Genomic DNA, 14085 nt, shown 5'->3' with positions numbered 1-14085 from the left:
GCCGACCGTGCCGTAACCACCCGCCGAACGTGCCGTAACCACCCGCCGAACGTGCCGTAACCACCTGTCGAGCGTGCGGCCAGGTAGCTCGTTGCCCCACCAGGATTCGCTGCGTACGGCACAATCAGCGAGTGCTGAACTGGCTGGCGGTCGTGGTACTCCTCGTGGTGGTGACGACCGTGGTCGTCGTGAAGTTGTTGGCCCGCAGGCGCGCACCCGACCCCGGCTGGTTCATCGACAGCACCCGCGCCGCGGGCGCCCTCACGGTCATCGGCACCATGTTCGCGGTGCTGCTCGCCTTCACCATCTTCTACGCGCTGCAGAACTACCAGAAGGCCCGCGACGGCGGCAGCTCCGAGGCCATCGCGGTCACCGAACTGCACAACGTGGCCGACGTCCTGGAAGGTCACGACGGATCTCGTCTGCACGGTGACCTCATCTGCTACTCCCGTGCTGTCGTGAAGGACGAGTGGCCGGCGATGCGGAGGGGCAAGTCGTCGCCGTCGGTGCAGCACTGGGTCGACACGACGGTGACCGACTTCGCCGCCATCGATCCGACCAACGCGAAACAGGAAGCCGCCTACGCCCAGTGGTTCGACCAGCAGGCCCAACGCAGAGACGGTCGCCGCGCCCGCGCCGCCGAGGCCGCACCGTCGGTGCCCATCCCGCTGTGGATCGTCCTCGGGATCGGGGCGAGCGCGATCCTCGCCTACATGTGCGTGCAGGCCGACCGTCGGGAGAGTGCCGTCATCCAGGCCGTTCCCATCGCGTTCGTCTCGGCCCTGGTCACCTCGGCGCTACTCGTCGTCGGGTTCCTCGACCACCCGTACGACAATTGGTCGGGCAGCCTGCAACCCGATCAGATGCGGGTCACCCTCACCCTGATCGACGACGGTCACATGGCCCCATGCGACATGCGGGGTACACCGACGTAAGACGGCAACCGCCGCACGTTCGGCAGGTTGTTTCGGCACGTTGGGCGGGTGTTTTCGGCACGTTCGGCGGAGGGGGAGAACGACCGTTCTCACATCGTGGGACGGCCGGAAATAGACCCCTGACTGTGGTGTTGTGTGATGCATGACCTCACTGAGCCAGAAGGCGACCACGCTCCTCGAACTGCACAAGCCGGGTACCCCGGTCATCCTCCCCACCGTGTGGGACGCGTGGTCGGCGAACCTCGCGCTGTCCGCCGGTTTCTCCGCACTCACCGTCGGAAGCCACCCGATCTCGGACTCCATCGGCAAGTCCGACAACGAGGGCCTGACCTTCGACGAGGTGCTCACGCGGATCAAGCAGATCACCGCCGCCGTCGACCTGCCGATCTCGGTCGACATCGAGTCCGGCTACGGCGAGGACCCCAAGCGCCTGATCGAGGGCCTGATCGACGCCGGCGCGGTCGGCCTCAACATCGAGGACACCGTGCACAGCGAGGGCGGCCGTCTCCGCGAGGCGCAGGAGCACGCCGATTTCGTCGGCGCACTGCGCGCGGCATCCGACGCGACCGACGTCCACGTCGTGGTCAACGCCCGCACCGACCTCTTCGTCAAGGAGATCGGCGACGAGGCCGACCGTGTCGACCGCGCGATCGCGCGCCTGAAGTTGGCCGCCGAGGCCGGCGCCGACGTGCTCTACCCGGTCGGCTTCCACAGCGACGACGTCCAGAAGCGACTGACCTCCGAGCTGCCCCTGCCGGTCAACGCGATCGGCCATCCGGCCAACAGCGACAAGGCCGCACTGGCGGCCCTCGGCGTCGGACGCGTCAGCTTCGGCCCGATCTGGCAGGCCGTGCTGGCCGAGCGCTCGAACGAACTGCTCGCGCGCTGGACCTGATCGACCGCTCCACCGCGAACACCACTAAACAGAACCGCCGGGCGTAACACGCGCCCGGCGGTTCTGCACTTTGGCAAACTGTGGCTTTTATTACATGCATGTCGCCATCATTTCCGCACCCGCATTTCTCGACGCCGTTAGCCTGTGAATTCAATTCATTTCTCCAGACGTTGAATGGTCGGGCATTCGCGGATTCACGAGATTGTTGAATTCCGCCGTTGAATTCCCGTTAGCTGTTCGGGAAAGGACGCGCGGTGTCACGCATTCTGGTCATGACATCCCCGGCGCGCGGATTGCTCTATCCGGTTGTCGAAACATTGGTGACGCTGCGACGCCGTGGCGCCTCGATCCACGTCATCACCCTCGCCGACGAGGTCGATCGCATGCGGGAACTCGGTGTCACCGCATCCGCGCTGCCGCCAGAACTCAACGACGCGCACCCCGGTGACTGGAAAGGGAACGGCCGCCGATCCGTCGGCGCGCTGACCGACGGACTCATCGACCGCGCCGAGGCCGAATTCCGCCATCTCGCGTCGATGATCTCGACGTACCGGCCGGACATGATCCTCACCGACGTGAGCGCGACCGGCGCGCAGTGCGCCGCCGAGGCATCCGGCCTGCCGTGGGCCATCTGGTGTCCCACGTTCCTTCCGCTGTTCAGCACCGACGGGCCGCCCATCGGACTGGGGTTGCGGCCCGGGACGAGTCGCGTCGCGCGAATGCGCGACACCGCTCTGTCCCACACCTCCCGAGCGATCTGGGAGGTCGCGTTCAAGAACAAGTTCAACCGATGGCGTCGCACCCACGACCTCCCCGCGGTCCGGCACTGCGATGAGCCCCTCCGTCGGGCGCCACTGATCCTGAGCTTCTGCGGGCCACCCCTGGAGAACCGACACGCAGACTGGCCGGACACCGTCGAACTCGTCGGCCCGTCCTCATGGGCACCGCCCACCGACCCCGACCCGGCCATCGACGCGATCACCGACCCCATCGCGCTCGTGACCTGTTCGACCGAACTGCAGGCCGACGCCGCCCTGGCGGGGACCGCACTGACCGCACTCGAGGGCACCGGGATGCACGCCGTGGTCACCACCGGCGCACTCGACCCCGACGCGTTCAGCTCCACCGCGACGTCCACCGTGACCCGATTCGTCGCACACGAACACGTCCTGGCCACGACCTCGGTGGTCATCACCCACGGCGGCATGGGCATCACCCAGAAGGCGTTGGCCCGCGGGATACCGCTGGTCATCGTGCCGTTCGGGCGCGACCAGCGCGATGTAGCGGTCCGGGTGCACGCAGGCGGATCCGGGGTTCGACTCGATCCGCGCGATCTCACCCCGGAGACGCTCCGCGCGGCGGTGACCACGGCCCTGGGCCGCACCGAGGAGGCCCGGCGGGTCGCGTCGATCGTGCCCGCGGTGGGCTCGGCCGACCGCGCCGCGGACCACATCGAGCGGGTACTCGCCGCGCGGCGGACCAGCGATGCCGTCGCCTAGAAAAGCCGTGGTGCTCACACGACATCCGCGACGCGTGTCGCTGCGAATAAAGACGTAGGGAGAGATCGAGCGGAAGCGACACACATGCCCCAGGATCAGGAACCGAACAACCGGCGGCTGGACACCCGTCGCGTCAGCGGGCGCCCGGTTGCGGCCACGAACCCGCTCGAACGCAGCGTCGACATCACCGAACGCCGGCTGCAGAAGCTCGTGTTCATCCTCGCCATCTTCTTGTTGCCCGCGATCATCGCCCCCGGCGTCCTGATCTGGCAGACGCGTGACGACGCCCCGCGGATCGAGACCAGCACCGCCATCGCGACGACGGTGGCCGGTGCCGCACCCATCGCCCCGATCACGTCGACCATCGGCGCCGACAACTCCAACAAGGTGGCCGCGCACTGGTCCTGGCAGGGCGACGACAAGACCGGGGTCATCACGGTGCCGCCCGGCACCGACGCGGGCACCCGTATCCCGATCACGGTCGACGCTCAGGGCAATCCGCGGCCTGCGGTCCCCGTCCCCGCCGACGCCGGGGTGACCGCGGTGATGGTGGTCGTGGTCCTGCTCGGGGTGTTGATGGGGACGGTCATCGCGACGATGACCTGGATCCGGCGGCGCTACGACCAGAAACGCGACGTCCTCTGGGACGAGGCGCTGCACCGCTTCTTCTCCTGAGCCGATCCACGGGGGATCACTCCTCGATGCGGTTGCCCTCGGAGTCCCAGTGCTCGGCGACCTTCTTGCTCGGTTGCACACGCGGCGGTTCGCCCGGTTGCTTCGGATAGTCCGGCGGCCAGTTCAACTCGCCTCCCGGCAGCGTCTCCCACAGTTCGAGCAACGGTTCGATCGAGTACGACTCGGCGTCGATGTCGGCCCACGGATCGCCGTCGGCCAGGTAGTCGCGGATGGTCGTCAGGTTGAAGTCGCGTGCGTCGGTGACCTCGGCGAGCCGCGACCACGACACCGGCGTGCTCACCGGCGCCCCCGGCTGAGCGCGCAGACTCCACGCACTGGCGATCGTCCGGTCCCGCAGGTTCTGGTTGTAGTCCAGGAACAGCCGGGTGCCGCGCTCCTCCTTCCACCACGCGGTGGTCACCCCGTCGTCGCGACGCTCGAGTTCTCGTCCCAAACCGATGGCGGCGTGGCGGACCTCGTCGAACGTCCACCGCGGCTCGATGCGGACGTAGATGTGGATACCCCGGTTACCGCTGGTCTTCGGGAAGCCGCGTAACCCCAACTCCTCCAACAGCTCCTCGGCGACCGCGGCCACGCGCTGGGCGTCGGAGAACGACGTCCCCGGCTGCGGGTCGAGGTCGATGCGCAGCTCGTCGGGGTGATCTACGTCGGACCGGCGGACCGGCCAGGGATGGAACGTCAGGGCGCCCATCTGCGCCGCCCACACCAGCGACGCCGGCTCGGTCGGACAGAGCTCGTCGGCCTTACGCCCGCTCGGGAACGCGATCGTCACGGTGTCGACGAAGTCGGGCGCCCCCTTGGGCAGACGCTTCTGATAGAAACCGTCGCCCTCACGGTCCTGCGGTCCGGTGGCCAGCCGCATGCCCTCGCGCCACCCGTCGGGCCATCGCTCCATCGCGGTCGGACGCTCGCCGACCGCCGACATGAGCACGTCGCCGACCGCCGCGAAGTACTCGCACACCTCGAGCTTCGTGATGTCCGGGGTTCGGTCGGTCGCCTCGTAGACGACCCGGTCCGGGCTGGAGACCCGTACCTCGCGGTCGCCGACGGCCACCATCGCCGCGGGGGTCTTGGCCATCAGTCGGACCCTTCCAGGACGTCGTGCAGGTCGTAGGTCAGGGGGACCTCGAGCTGGTCGTAGCCGCAGCTCTCCGGATCCCGGTCGGGCCGCCAGCGTTGGAACCGCACGGTGTGGCGGAAGCGGTCGCCCTCCATCTGGTCGTAGCCCACCTCGACGACAAGCTCCGGTCGGATCGGCACCCACTGGCCGGTTCCGGACGCATTCCAGCGATTGGGTTCACCCTCGGCGAGCTTGTCGGGGTCCAGGCGCAGCGGTTCGAACTGTTCCTGCAGCTCGATGCGCTTGGCGTCGGTGAACGCGCTGGACCCGCCGACGCTGCGCAACGCGCCGTCGCGGTAGAGCCCCAACAGCATCGATCCGAGCCCGGTGCCGCTCTTGTGGATCCGATACCCGATGACGACGCAGTCGGCGGTGCGCTTGTGCTTCACCTTGAGCATCTCGCGCTTGCCGGGCAGGTAGTGCCCGGAGATCCGTTTGCTCACGACCCCGTCGAGACCGGCGCCCTCGAACGCCGAGAACCAGTCGACGGCGGTCGCCGGGTCGGTGGTCACGCGACTCACGCGCAGACTGCCGGCCCCGGGGATGGCCTCGGTGAGCGCGTCGCGCCGGATGTCGAAACTCTCACCGGTCAGATCGCGGTCGCCCAGCGCGAGGGCGTCGAACCCGATGAACATCGCCGGGGTCTTCTCCGCCAACATCTGCACCCGGGAATCGGCAGGGTGGATGCGTTGGCTCAACGAGTCCCAGTCCAGACGCCGGACCCCGCCGATCAGTTTCTGCACGCCGATCTCGCCGTCGACGACGACCCGGTCGGGCAGCTCGGAGCGGGCGGCGTCGACGAGTTCCGGGAAGTAGCGGGCGAGGTCCTTGCCGCTGCGTGATCCGATCACGACGTCGTCCCCGTCGCGAAAGATGAGGGCACGGAACCCGTCCCACTTGGGTTCGTGCGACCAGAGGGGTCGATCCCCGTCGAACTGGTCGGGTACGGCGGTCACGGCCTTGGCCAGCATCGGCGACACCGGAGGGAGCACGGGGAGGTCCACACCCCCATCGTTGCATCACCTCCGGCGTCGAGTGGGCGGATGCGGACGCCGACCGGGCGGATGCGGACGTCGAGTGGGCGGCGGTGTCGATATCCTCGACGACATGGCGAGTTCGATCCGACCCATCGCGGTGGCGCTCATCCGACGGAGTTCCGACGGCGCTCTGCTCGTCACCGGACACGGTCTGAACACCGACGATCCGCGCGTGCGGCCACTGGGGGGCGGTATCGAGTTCGGCGAGAGCGCCCGCACGGCCCTCGACCGCGAGATCGCCGAGGAGATCGGGGGATCCGTCGCGCGCGCGGAGCACCGCGCGACCTTCGAGAACATCTTCGTCGTCGACGGCGTCGTCGGTCACGAGATCGTGTTCGTCTTCGACGCCGAGTTGGCCGACGCCTCCATCGAGGACCGCGACCATTTCCCCGTGCTCGACGCACCCGAGGAGATCGTGTTCTGGTGGCGACCGGGCGTCGACACCGCCCGCCTCGTCCCGCCCGAGCTCGACGAGTTCTTCGTCGCGAAAGCATGAGCGAGACCGCGGGCGCCGGTCGATACGCACCCTCGCCGTCGGGCGACCTGCACATCGGCAACCTCCGGACGGCGCTGCTGGCCTGGCTCTTCGCCCGCCACAGCGGACGGCGGTTCCTGATGCGGATCGAGGACCTCGACGATCGCGCCCGGGATGGTGCGGCCGAGTCCCAGCTTCGTGACCTGCGGTCCATCGGCCTGGACTGGGATGAGGAACCGATGCTGCAGTCCGACCGCCGGGCGGCGCACGACGCAGCCATCGACACCCTCACCGCGGCCGGACGCACGTTCGAGTGCTTCTGCAGTCGCAAGGAGATCCAGGCCGCACCGACCGCGCCGCACGCACCGCCCGGCGCCTACCCCGGGACATGCCGCGATCTCGATGACGCGCAGCGTGCCGAGCGCCGCGCCGAGGGCAGGCCGCCGGCGATCCGACTGCGTTCGGACACATCACGTTTCACCATCACCGACGACCTGTGCGGCCGCTACACCGGCGTGGTCGACGACTTCGTGTTGCGACGCGGCGACGGCACCGCCGCTTACAACCTGGCCGTCGTGGTGGACGACGGAGCGCAGGGGATCGACCAGGTGGTCCGCGCCGACGATCTGCTGTCCTCGACCCCCCGCCAGGCCTATCTCGCGACGCTGCTCGGACTGCCCGTCCCCGACCACGCCCACGTCCCACTGGTGCTCAACACCGCCGGGCAACGCCTCGCCAAGCGCGACGGCGCGGTGACCCTGGCCGACCTCGCCCTCGTCGGTGTCGACACCGCCCGGGTGCTGTCGATGATGGCGCGGTCGTTGCGGTTGGCGAGCGCGAACGAAACCGTGACCACCGCTGTGCTTCTCGACCGGTTCGATCCCACGCGACTGCCGGACGGTCCGTGGATCGTCGATCCCGACGATCTCTGGTGAGCCACCACGACCCGAGTTGGGGTCAGGTCCCCGTCAAACTCTCGAGATGCCGGTTACGTCTGACTTAGACTCGTGGGGCACCGCCCCGCCATCTGGTGGAGTCGGCCACGACGAGAGGGACCAGACATGAGCGGACCGCAATACCCCGGCCCCGGACCGGAGGGCCAGCAGCCCCGGTACGGACAGTCCGACCCGAACCAGCAGCCGCCGCAGTACGGCGACCCGAGCGGTCAGGCGAGCTACCCGCCGCCCTCCGGTCAGTACCCGCCGCCTGCCGGCCAGTACCCGCCGCCCGGACAGTACGGCCAGCCCGGCGCCTACCCGCCGCCCCCGCCGGTCGGACAGTCCCCCTATGAGCAGGGCATCTACTCCACGACCGGCCAGCCGGCCGGTGCCGGGATCCGTCTCGGGGCGCGCATCATCGACGGCCTGATCGTCGGGATCCCCGTTGCGATCGTGGAGGGCATCATCGGTGTCGTCGCGGGCAACGTCGCCTACTACGTGGCGTCGGTGATCCTGAGCTTCGCGGCGATCGCCTACTTCACGTACTTCGAGTCCCGCAAGGGCGCGACGCTGGGCAAGCAGCTCCTGAAGCTGCGCACCGTCGGACCGGACGGCAACATCCCCAAGCAGGACATCGCGTTCAAGCGCAACATCTGGCTGCTGCTCTCGGTGCTGTCGTCCCTGCTCGGCTTCATTTTCTTCCTGCCGTTCCTGGTCGGACTGGCCACCTTCGCGCTGTTGATCGCCATCGGCGTGACCATCAACAACGACCCCAACAAGCAGGGACTGCACGACAAGTTCGCCGGCGGCACGCGCGTCGTCCGCGTCTGACCGTCCCCGAGAATCTCGACACCGCTACTACGCGGGCGGCCTACCGGCTGCCCGCGTAGTAGCGCGCGAGGAACCCGTCGCGGTACTCGGCGTAGTTCCCGTCCTCGATGGCCTGCCGCGCACGGTCGACCAGGGTGACGATGAAGTGTTCGTTGTGGATGGTGCACAAGGTCGACGCGAGTCCCTCCTTCGCCTTGAACAGGTGGTGGATGTAGGCGCGGCTGTACTGCGTGGCGTAGTTGTCGAGCTCCGGGTCGAGGGAGCTGAAATCGCTGCGGAAGCGGGCGTTGGTGACGTTGTACCGACCGTCGAACGAGTAGATCGCGCCGTTGCGCGCCACCCGTGACGGCGAGACGCAGTCGAACGTGTCGATGCCGCTCTCGATCGCGGTGAAGATGTCGTCCGGCTCGCTGATCCCCAACAGGTGTTTCGCGGTCTCGGTGGGCAGCTCGGAGTTCACCCAGCCGACGATGCGCCCGAGGTTCTCCTTCTCGAGTGCGCCGCCGATCCCGTAGCCACCGAAGCCGCGCCCGCCGGCGTCCTGATCCCGGCGACTGGCCTCCATAAGGTCCCGCGCCGCGAGCCGCCGCAGGTCCTCGTACTGCGCTCCCTGGATCACACCCCACAGCGACTGCACCGGGCGGTGGCTGCGCTCGGCGGTGAGCCGGTTGTGTTCGGCGAGGCACCGGATCGCCCACAGCCGGGTCCGCTCCAGCGAATTGACCTGATACGGGCGGGTGTTCATCAGCGTGGTCAGTTCGTCGAACGCGAAGATGATGTCGGCGCCGAGCTGGTGCTGGATCTGCATCGACACCTCCGGGGTGAACCGGTGCGTGGTGCCGTCGAGGTGCGACTTGAACGTCACACCGTCGTCGTCGACCCGCGCGAGCCGCTCCTTGCCCGGGGCGATGACATCGTCGTTCTCGGCGTCGCGGACCTCCATCGATATGACCTTCTTGAACCCGACGCCCAGCGACATCACCTGGAACCCGCCGCTGTCGGTGTAGGTCGGGCCGGGCCAGTTCATGAACCGACCGAGCCCACCGGCGGCGTCGATGATCGCCGGGCCGGGCTGCAGGTACAGGTGATAGGCGTTGGCCAGCACCGCCTGCGCACCGAGATCCGCGACCGCCTCGGGGAGGACGGTCTTCACCGTCGCCTTGGTCCCGACCGGGATGAAGGCCGGGGTGGCGATGTCCCCGTGTGGGGTGTGGATCACACCCGTCCGACCGAGAGTGCCCTCCAACGGGGTGCCGAACTCGAAACTGCGGTCGGGGGCATGGTCGGTGTCGTCGGGCGTGGTCACGCCCGTGATCATCTCAGACGTCGGGAAGGGCCAGAACGACGCGCGCTACCGGGGTGCGTCGCAGGCGGGCGCGGGTGCGTCCTCGAAGAACGGCTTGCCCTTGGGCAGCAGGTACAGCACGTCGAGGATCACCGGGGTCTTCGTCAGGTTGCGTCCGACGTGGGTGTTCTTCTCACCTTCGGGCTCGACGATCAGCTGACCCTGGCGGTAGATGACCGGCTTGCAGTCCGCCCCCGGGTGGGTCAGCGTTCCCTGCTTGACGATCCCCACCAGGCGACCGTCGTGGAAGTGCCATCCGGTGGTGCCGCCCGGCGCGATGGTGATCTCACGGACCGTCGCCTGTCCTGGTCCGGTGATGAACGGCAGCAGGCCGGCGGGGATGTCGGCCTGGGCGAGGTTCACCGCACTGATCCCGGAACTCGGTGTGGCACCCGCGGTTCCGGTCGGTAGAGCGACGGCGACGAGCGCGCAGCCCGTCGAGACGATCGCCAGACGGGTGAGCTGCCGGAAGAATCGCACGGGGGTCATGGGCGCAGATTAACCCGCCCCACGACGACAGCGACGACGATTGCGGCGATGAAATATCGCTCGCAACCGTCGTCGCTTCGTCAATCTGGAGTGCGGGTGGCACTAGACCGAGACGGCCTCACGGTCCCGCTCGTCACGCTTGTCCTTCTCGGCGAGGTACTCGCCCAGCTTCTCGCCCTCGACGTCGACGTTCGGCAGGATCCGGTCCAGCCACTTCGGCAACCACCACGCCTTGTCGCCGAGCACGGCCAGCGCCGCCGGGATGACGATCATGCGGATCACGAAGGCGTCGAAGAAGACCGCCGCCGCGAGCGCGAAGCCCATCGACTTGATCAGCGAGTTGTCCTGCAGCATGAACGCCGCGAACACCGAGATCATGATGGCCGCGGCCGCCGCCACCACCCGGGCGCTGTGCGAGAAGCCCTTGACGATGGCGTCTCTCGCCGACGCGCCGTGCACGTATTCCTCGCGCATCCGGGTCACCAGGAACACCTGGTAGTCCATCGCCAACCCGAACACGATGCCGATCAGGAAGATCGGGAGGAAGCTGACGATCGGCTGCGGGTTGCTCATCAGACCGAGGTCGCCGTTCTGGAAGATCGCGACCGTCGCACCGAAGGTGGCCACGATGCTCAGCAGGAACCCGAGCGCCGCGGTGAGCGGGACCAGGATCGAGCGGAACACCAGCATCAGCAGGATGAACGCCAGACCCACCACGATGGCCAGGTACGGGACCAGCGACTGCGAGAGCCGGTCCGAGACGTCACTCTCGATGGCGGTCTGACCGGTCACGCCGTAGGTGACCTTGTACTGGTCGGTGATCCCGCCCTCGGCCGAGCGCAGGTCCTTCACCAGTTGCTGCGTCTCCGACGAGCTCGGGCCGCTGTTGGGCAGCACCGACACGACGGCGGTGTCGCCGGCCTTGTTGATGTCGGCCGCGGTGATGAGGGCGTTCTTCACATCCGGCAGGTCCTTGATCTTGCCCACGACGTCGTTGTACGTCGAGTTGCGATCGGCGTCAGCGACATTCGTCCCGTCCAGGACGACCACGAGCGGACCGTTCTGGCCGGCCCCGAAGCCCTCGGCCACCAGGTCGTAGGCCTTGCGCTGCGTCGTCGAGGGGTCGCCGGTTCCGTCGTTGGGCAGGGCCAGCTTGAGTCCGACCATCGGCGCCGCGATCACACCGAGCACGACGATCGCGAGAACCAGCGCGATGGCGGGCCGTGCGACGATCTGCTTGACGAACCGGGTCCCGTTGGAGATGCGGGGCGTCGTGGCACTCGCCGACTTCGGCGAGTCCGGTGCGTTCAGGAACGAGATGGAGGCGCCGAATGCCTTGCCACCGAACAATCCCAGGACCGCGGGCAGCAGGGTGAGGGCCACGAGCACCGCCACCAGGACGGTGACCGCCGCGGCCAGTCCCATCGCGGTGAGGAACGGGATGTTGACGATGGACAGAGCGGACAGCGCGATGATGACCGTCAGGCCCGCGAACACCACCGCCGATCCCGCGGTGCCCACGGCACGTCCGGCGGCATCAGCCCTGGATTTGGCCGTCAACAGCTCGTGTCGATAGCGCGAGACGATGAACAACGCGTAATCGATGCCGACCGCGAGACCGATCATGGTCGCGAGGATCGGGGTCTCGGCGCTCAGGGTGAAGAATCCGGACGCCGCGGTGACGGCCAACAGTCCGATGCCGAGGCCGATGAGTGCGGTGAGGATCGGCATGCCCCAGGCGATGAACGATCCGAACGTGATGATCAGGACCACGATGGCAACGCCGACACCGATGAGCTCGGAGGTCGCACCGATCGCGGGCTGCGGCAACGCCGTTCCGCTCATCTCGACGGTGAGACCGGCCTGACGCGCCGCATCGGCGACCGCGGTCTGCTGCTCGTGCGCCTTCGCCGTGACCTTGTCGGCCTCGGTGACGTTGTACGACGCCCCCAGCTGCGCAACGGTGGCGTCGGGGTTGATGGGCGAGCCGGCCGCAGCGTCGGTGCGCGCATCCTGCTCGGACTTGCCGAAGGTGTCGCGCTGGAAGTCGATCGCGGCCTGCGTGACCTCACCGGGGGCGTTCGGCGTGCCGAAGGCCTCGGGAACGAAGGGGTTGATGATCGTGTCCGGGGACTTGACGCCGTCGAAGGCCTTCATCGAGGTGACCATCTGGTCGATGGCCTCCTGGTAGCGCGGCTGCGTCAGGTTCGACCCCGCCGGCGCCTTGATGACGTACTTGATGCTGATGTCCTCGGAGAACTTCGGCTTCTCCGGGAACTTCTCGACGAGTGCGTCCTGGGCCTTCTCCGACGGGATGCCGGGGATCGAGAAGCTCGAGCTGGTGGGTCCGGCCAGCGTCGACGCCGCGACGCCCATGCCGACCAGGATCAGCAGCCAGATGCCGATCACCTTGAACCGGTTGGCGAACGCCCACTTACCGATTCGGTACAGATATGTGGCCATGAGATTCTTCCTGTTCGACGGCGTGAGCCGCGGGGGACTACGAGCGGGGGGTCGATCAGACGGTGGGTATCGGAGTCCCGAGACCCGACCGGATCTGGTCGAAAGTGTTCTGGAGGGTGACGCGCAACTCCGCGCGAGACGGCGTGACGTCGACGTGGCTCTCGAGTGCGACCCGCACACCGACTGCGGCGCAACCGAGTACGAGACGCGTGTAACCGAGACCGGCCGAGTCGATGGACCGCTTGCGGCACAGCTCCTCGAATCGGGCGACGACGGCGTCTCCGTCGACGTCGTCGCCGTTCTTCTTCATCGCGATGCTGGGCTCGGTGTCCATCAGGGTCATCAGGTGGACGAGTTCCCGTGGATCGTCGGCGCGGTCGCACACGACCTCGATGAACGCAGCGGCGGTGGAGTCCCAGAAGCTCTCGTCCGACGGACGTTCTTCCAGGGCCGAGAAGATCGCGCCGATGACCTCGGCCAGGTAGAAGCGCAACGCCTCTTCCTTGCCCGCGAAGTAGTTGTGGAAGGTGCGTGCGGAGACGCCGACCTCGGCCGCGACCGCTTCCACCGACACGGTGTCGAAACCGTCGCGCGCCGACAGGCGCAGCATCGCGACGGCAAGAGCTTGGCGGGTGGCCGCCTTCTTCGTTTCGCGCAGTCCGGCTGAGGTCATGACGCAACCGTAGAAGAACTTGCGCACGTCTGCAATTTTTCAGTCGAGTGAAGTTATATGAGACGCGTCACTCCGTGGGGTCGCTGTGGGCCCGCTCATGGACGGCGGCCGCAGATCTCCGTTCGATACGGTGGCAATCATGCATCTGAGGCGAACCGGAACCCTGCTGTGTGCGGCGGCCGCACTGACCGTCGGACTCGGCGCATGCGGCGACGGTGACTCCTCGACCGCCTCCGGCAGTTCGTCGTCGGCCGTCGGCGCGACGGGTACACCGGCGTCGTCGGCCCCCGGTGCGTCCTCGGCACAGGCTCCACCGCTCGACCCCGATGCCCCGAGCACCACCGACCCCAGCGCCGAGGCCGTTCCCGGCCCGCAGCTGCCGCCCGCCGCCTCGGTGCCCCCGTCGAAGCAGGCGCCGAACATCGCCGGAGCCCGGTGCGACACCGCCAACGGCCCCGAGGGGCCGCTGCGCGTCGTCGTCTTCCCGGGCGGATCCGCAGGGTGCGGGGTCGTCATGCCGGTCGCCAAGAAGTACGGACCGCTGATCTCGACCGGGCGGAACCAGACCGTCGACGGCTGGGACTGCGGCCCGTCACAGACCGCAGGCGTGCTGGCCAAGTGCACCCGCGGGTCGGACTCCTTCGGGCTCATCCCCCAGTAGGGACGACCCGGTGGGGACGACCCGGCGG

At 68.0% G+C, this 14085-nt stretch carries 14 protein-coding genes; 8 read left to right on the top strand and 6 right to left on the bottom strand.

Annotated elements, in window-relative coordinates; all coding sequences use genetic code 11:
• Positions 1-131: 131 nt before the first annotated feature.
• The 4 genes from IEV93_RS07085 (at position 132) to IEV93_RS07070 (ending at position 4004) form a co-directional block, all read left to right on the top strand.
• Complete coding sequence (locus tag IEV93_RS07085; protein ID WP_188488229.1) at positions 132-935, top strand: bestrophin-like domain; 804 nt, start codon at positions 132-134, stop codon at positions 933-935.
• A gap of 142 nt (positions 936-1077) precedes the next feature.
• A complete protein-coding gene (locus IEV93_RS07080; protein ID WP_188488227.1) occupies positions 1078-1830 on the top strand; it encodes an isocitrate lyase/PEP mutase family protein in 753 nt (250 codons plus the stop codon).
• Between the two features lie 254 nt (positions 1831-2084).
• Positions 2085-3329, top strand: a complete 1245-nt coding sequence (locus IEV93_RS07075) for a glycosyltransferase (RefSeq protein ID WP_188488225.1) — start codon at positions 2085-2087, stop codon at positions 3327-3329.
• An 84-nt stretch (positions 3330-3413) separates the two neighbouring features.
• The gene (locus tag IEV93_RS07070; protein ID WP_188488223.1) at positions 3414-4004 is read left to right on the top strand and encodes an Rv1733c family protein; all 591 of its coding nucleotides are present in this window, start codon (positions 3414-3416) and stop codon (positions 4002-4004) included.
• A 16-nt stretch (positions 4005-4020) separates the two neighbouring features.
• Here the strand turns inward: IEV93_RS07070 and IEV93_RS07065 are convergent, their stop codons facing one another.
• Together IEV93_RS07065 and IEV93_RS07060 are read right to left on the bottom strand one after the other, a co-directional pair.
• Positions 4021-5106: a DNA polymerase domain-containing protein gene (locus IEV93_RS07065; RefSeq protein ID WP_229705132.1), complete on the bottom strand. Its 1086-nt coding sequence runs from the start codon at positions 5104-5106 to the stop codon at positions 4021-4023.
• Complete coding sequence (locus tag IEV93_RS07060) at positions 5103-6149, bottom strand: ATP-dependent DNA ligase (RefSeq protein ID WP_188488219.1); 1047 nt, start codon at positions 6147-6149, stop codon at positions 5103-5105. The genes IEV93_RS07065 and IEV93_RS07060 overlap by 4 nt, the downstream gene beginning before the upstream one ends.
• A gap of 103 nt (positions 6150-6252) precedes the next feature.
• Between IEV93_RS07060 and IEV93_RS22485 the strand changes: the two genes are divergently transcribed.
• From IEV93_RS22485 to IEV93_RS07050, 3 genes are all read left to right on the top strand, one after another.
• Positions 6253-6678, top strand: coding sequence for an NUDIX domain-containing protein (locus tag IEV93_RS22485; RefSeq protein WP_229704942.1), 426 nt, complete (start codon positions 6253-6255; stop codon positions 6676-6678).
• Positions 6675-7592, top strand: a complete 918-nt coding sequence (gene gluQRS, locus IEV93_RS07055) for a tRNA glutamyl-Q(34) synthetase GluQRS (protein ID WP_229704941.1) — start codon at positions 6675-6677, stop codon at positions 7590-7592. Before IEV93_RS22485 ends, gluQRS begins: the two co-directional genes overlap by 4 nt.
• Positions 7593-7718: 126 nt before the next feature.
• The gene (locus tag IEV93_RS07050; RefSeq protein ID WP_188488217.1) at positions 7719-8426 is read left to right on the top strand and encodes an RDD family protein; all 708 of its coding nucleotides are present in this window, start codon (positions 7719-7721) and stop codon (positions 8424-8426) included.
• 40 nt (positions 8427-8466) lie between these two features.
• Here IEV93_RS07050 and tgt read toward each other — a convergent pair whose 3' ends face one another.
• The 4 genes from tgt to IEV93_RS07030 form a co-directional block, all read right to left on the bottom strand.
• On the bottom strand, positions 8467-9744 hold the full coding sequence (gene tgt / locus IEV93_RS07045; protein ID WP_188488214.1) for a tRNA guanosine(34) transglycosylase Tgt: 1278 nt from the start codon (positions 9742-9744) through the stop codon (positions 8467-8469).
• Between the two features lie 33 nt (positions 9745-9777).
• A complete protein-coding gene (locus IEV93_RS07040) occupies positions 9778-10260 on the bottom strand; it encodes a cupin domain-containing protein (RefSeq protein ID WP_188488212.1) in 483 nt (160 codons plus the stop codon).
• Positions 10261-10362: 102 nt separating this feature from the next.
• On the bottom strand, positions 10363-12723 hold the full coding sequence (locus IEV93_RS07035) for an MMPL family transporter (RefSeq protein WP_188488210.1): 2361 nt from the start codon (positions 12721-12723) through the stop codon (positions 10363-10365).
• A 55-nt stretch (positions 12724-12778) separates the two neighbouring features.
• The gene (locus IEV93_RS07030) at positions 12779-13396 is read right to left on the bottom strand and encodes a TetR/AcrR family transcriptional regulator (RefSeq protein WP_188488208.1); all 618 of its coding nucleotides are present in this window, start codon (positions 13394-13396) and stop codon (positions 12779-12781) included.
• A 139-nt stretch (positions 13397-13535) separates the two neighbouring features.
• Between IEV93_RS07030 and IEV93_RS07025 the strand changes: the two genes are divergently transcribed.
• Positions 13536-14057 (top strand): hypothetical protein, encoded by a 522-nt coding sequence (locus IEV93_RS07025; protein ID WP_188488206.1) that lies wholly within the window; start codon positions 13536-13538, stop codon positions 14055-14057.
• Positions 14058-14085: the final 28 nt, after the last annotated feature.

The organism is Williamsia phyllosphaerae, from assembly GCF_014635305.1.
Lineage (GTDB): Bacteria > Actinomycetota > Actinomycetes > Mycobacteriales > Mycobacteriaceae > Williamsia_A > Williamsia_A phyllosphaerae.
Note: the sequence above shows the minus strand (reverse complement) of the source record. Positions and strands in the feature narration are given on the sequence as shown.

Coding starts and splice junctions, on each gene's coding strand:
- IEV93_RS07030 (WP_188488208.1), bottom strand. CDS start 13,396: ATGACCTCAGCCGGACTGCGCGAAACGAAGAAGGCGGCCACCCGCCAA.
- IEV93_RS07035 (WP_188488210.1), bottom strand. CDS start 12,723: ATGGCCACATATCTGTACCGAATCGGTAAGTGGGCGTTCGCCAACCGG.
- IEV93_RS22485 (WP_229704942.1), top strand. CDS start 6,253: ATGGCGAGTTCGATCCGACCCATCGCGGTGGCGCTCATCCGACGGAGT.
- IEV93_RS07070 (WP_188488223.1), top strand. CDS start 3,414: ATGCCCCAGGATCAGGAACCGAACAACCGGCGGCTGGACACCCGTCGC.
- IEV93_RS07025 (WP_188488206.1), top strand. CDS start 13,536: ATGCATCTGAGGCGAACCGGAACCCTGCTGTGTGCGGCGGCCGCACTG.
- IEV93_RS07050 (WP_188488217.1), top strand. CDS start 7,719: ATGAGCGGACCGCAATACCCCGGCCCCGGACCGGAGGGCCAGCAGCCC.
- gluQRS (WP_229704941.1), top strand. CDS start 6,675: ATGAGCGAGACCGCGGGCGCCGGTCGATACGCACCCTCGCCGTCGGGC.
- tgt (WP_188488214.1), bottom strand. CDS start 9,744: ATGATCACGGGCGTGACCACGCCCGACGACACCGACCATGCCCCCGAC.
- IEV93_RS07080 (WP_188488227.1), top strand. CDS start 1,078: ATGACCTCACTGAGCCAGAAGGCGACCACGCTCCTCGAACTGCACAAG.
- IEV93_RS07040 (WP_188488212.1), bottom strand. CDS start 10,260: ATGACCCCCGTGCGATTCTTCCGGCAGCTCACCCGTCTGGCGATCGTC.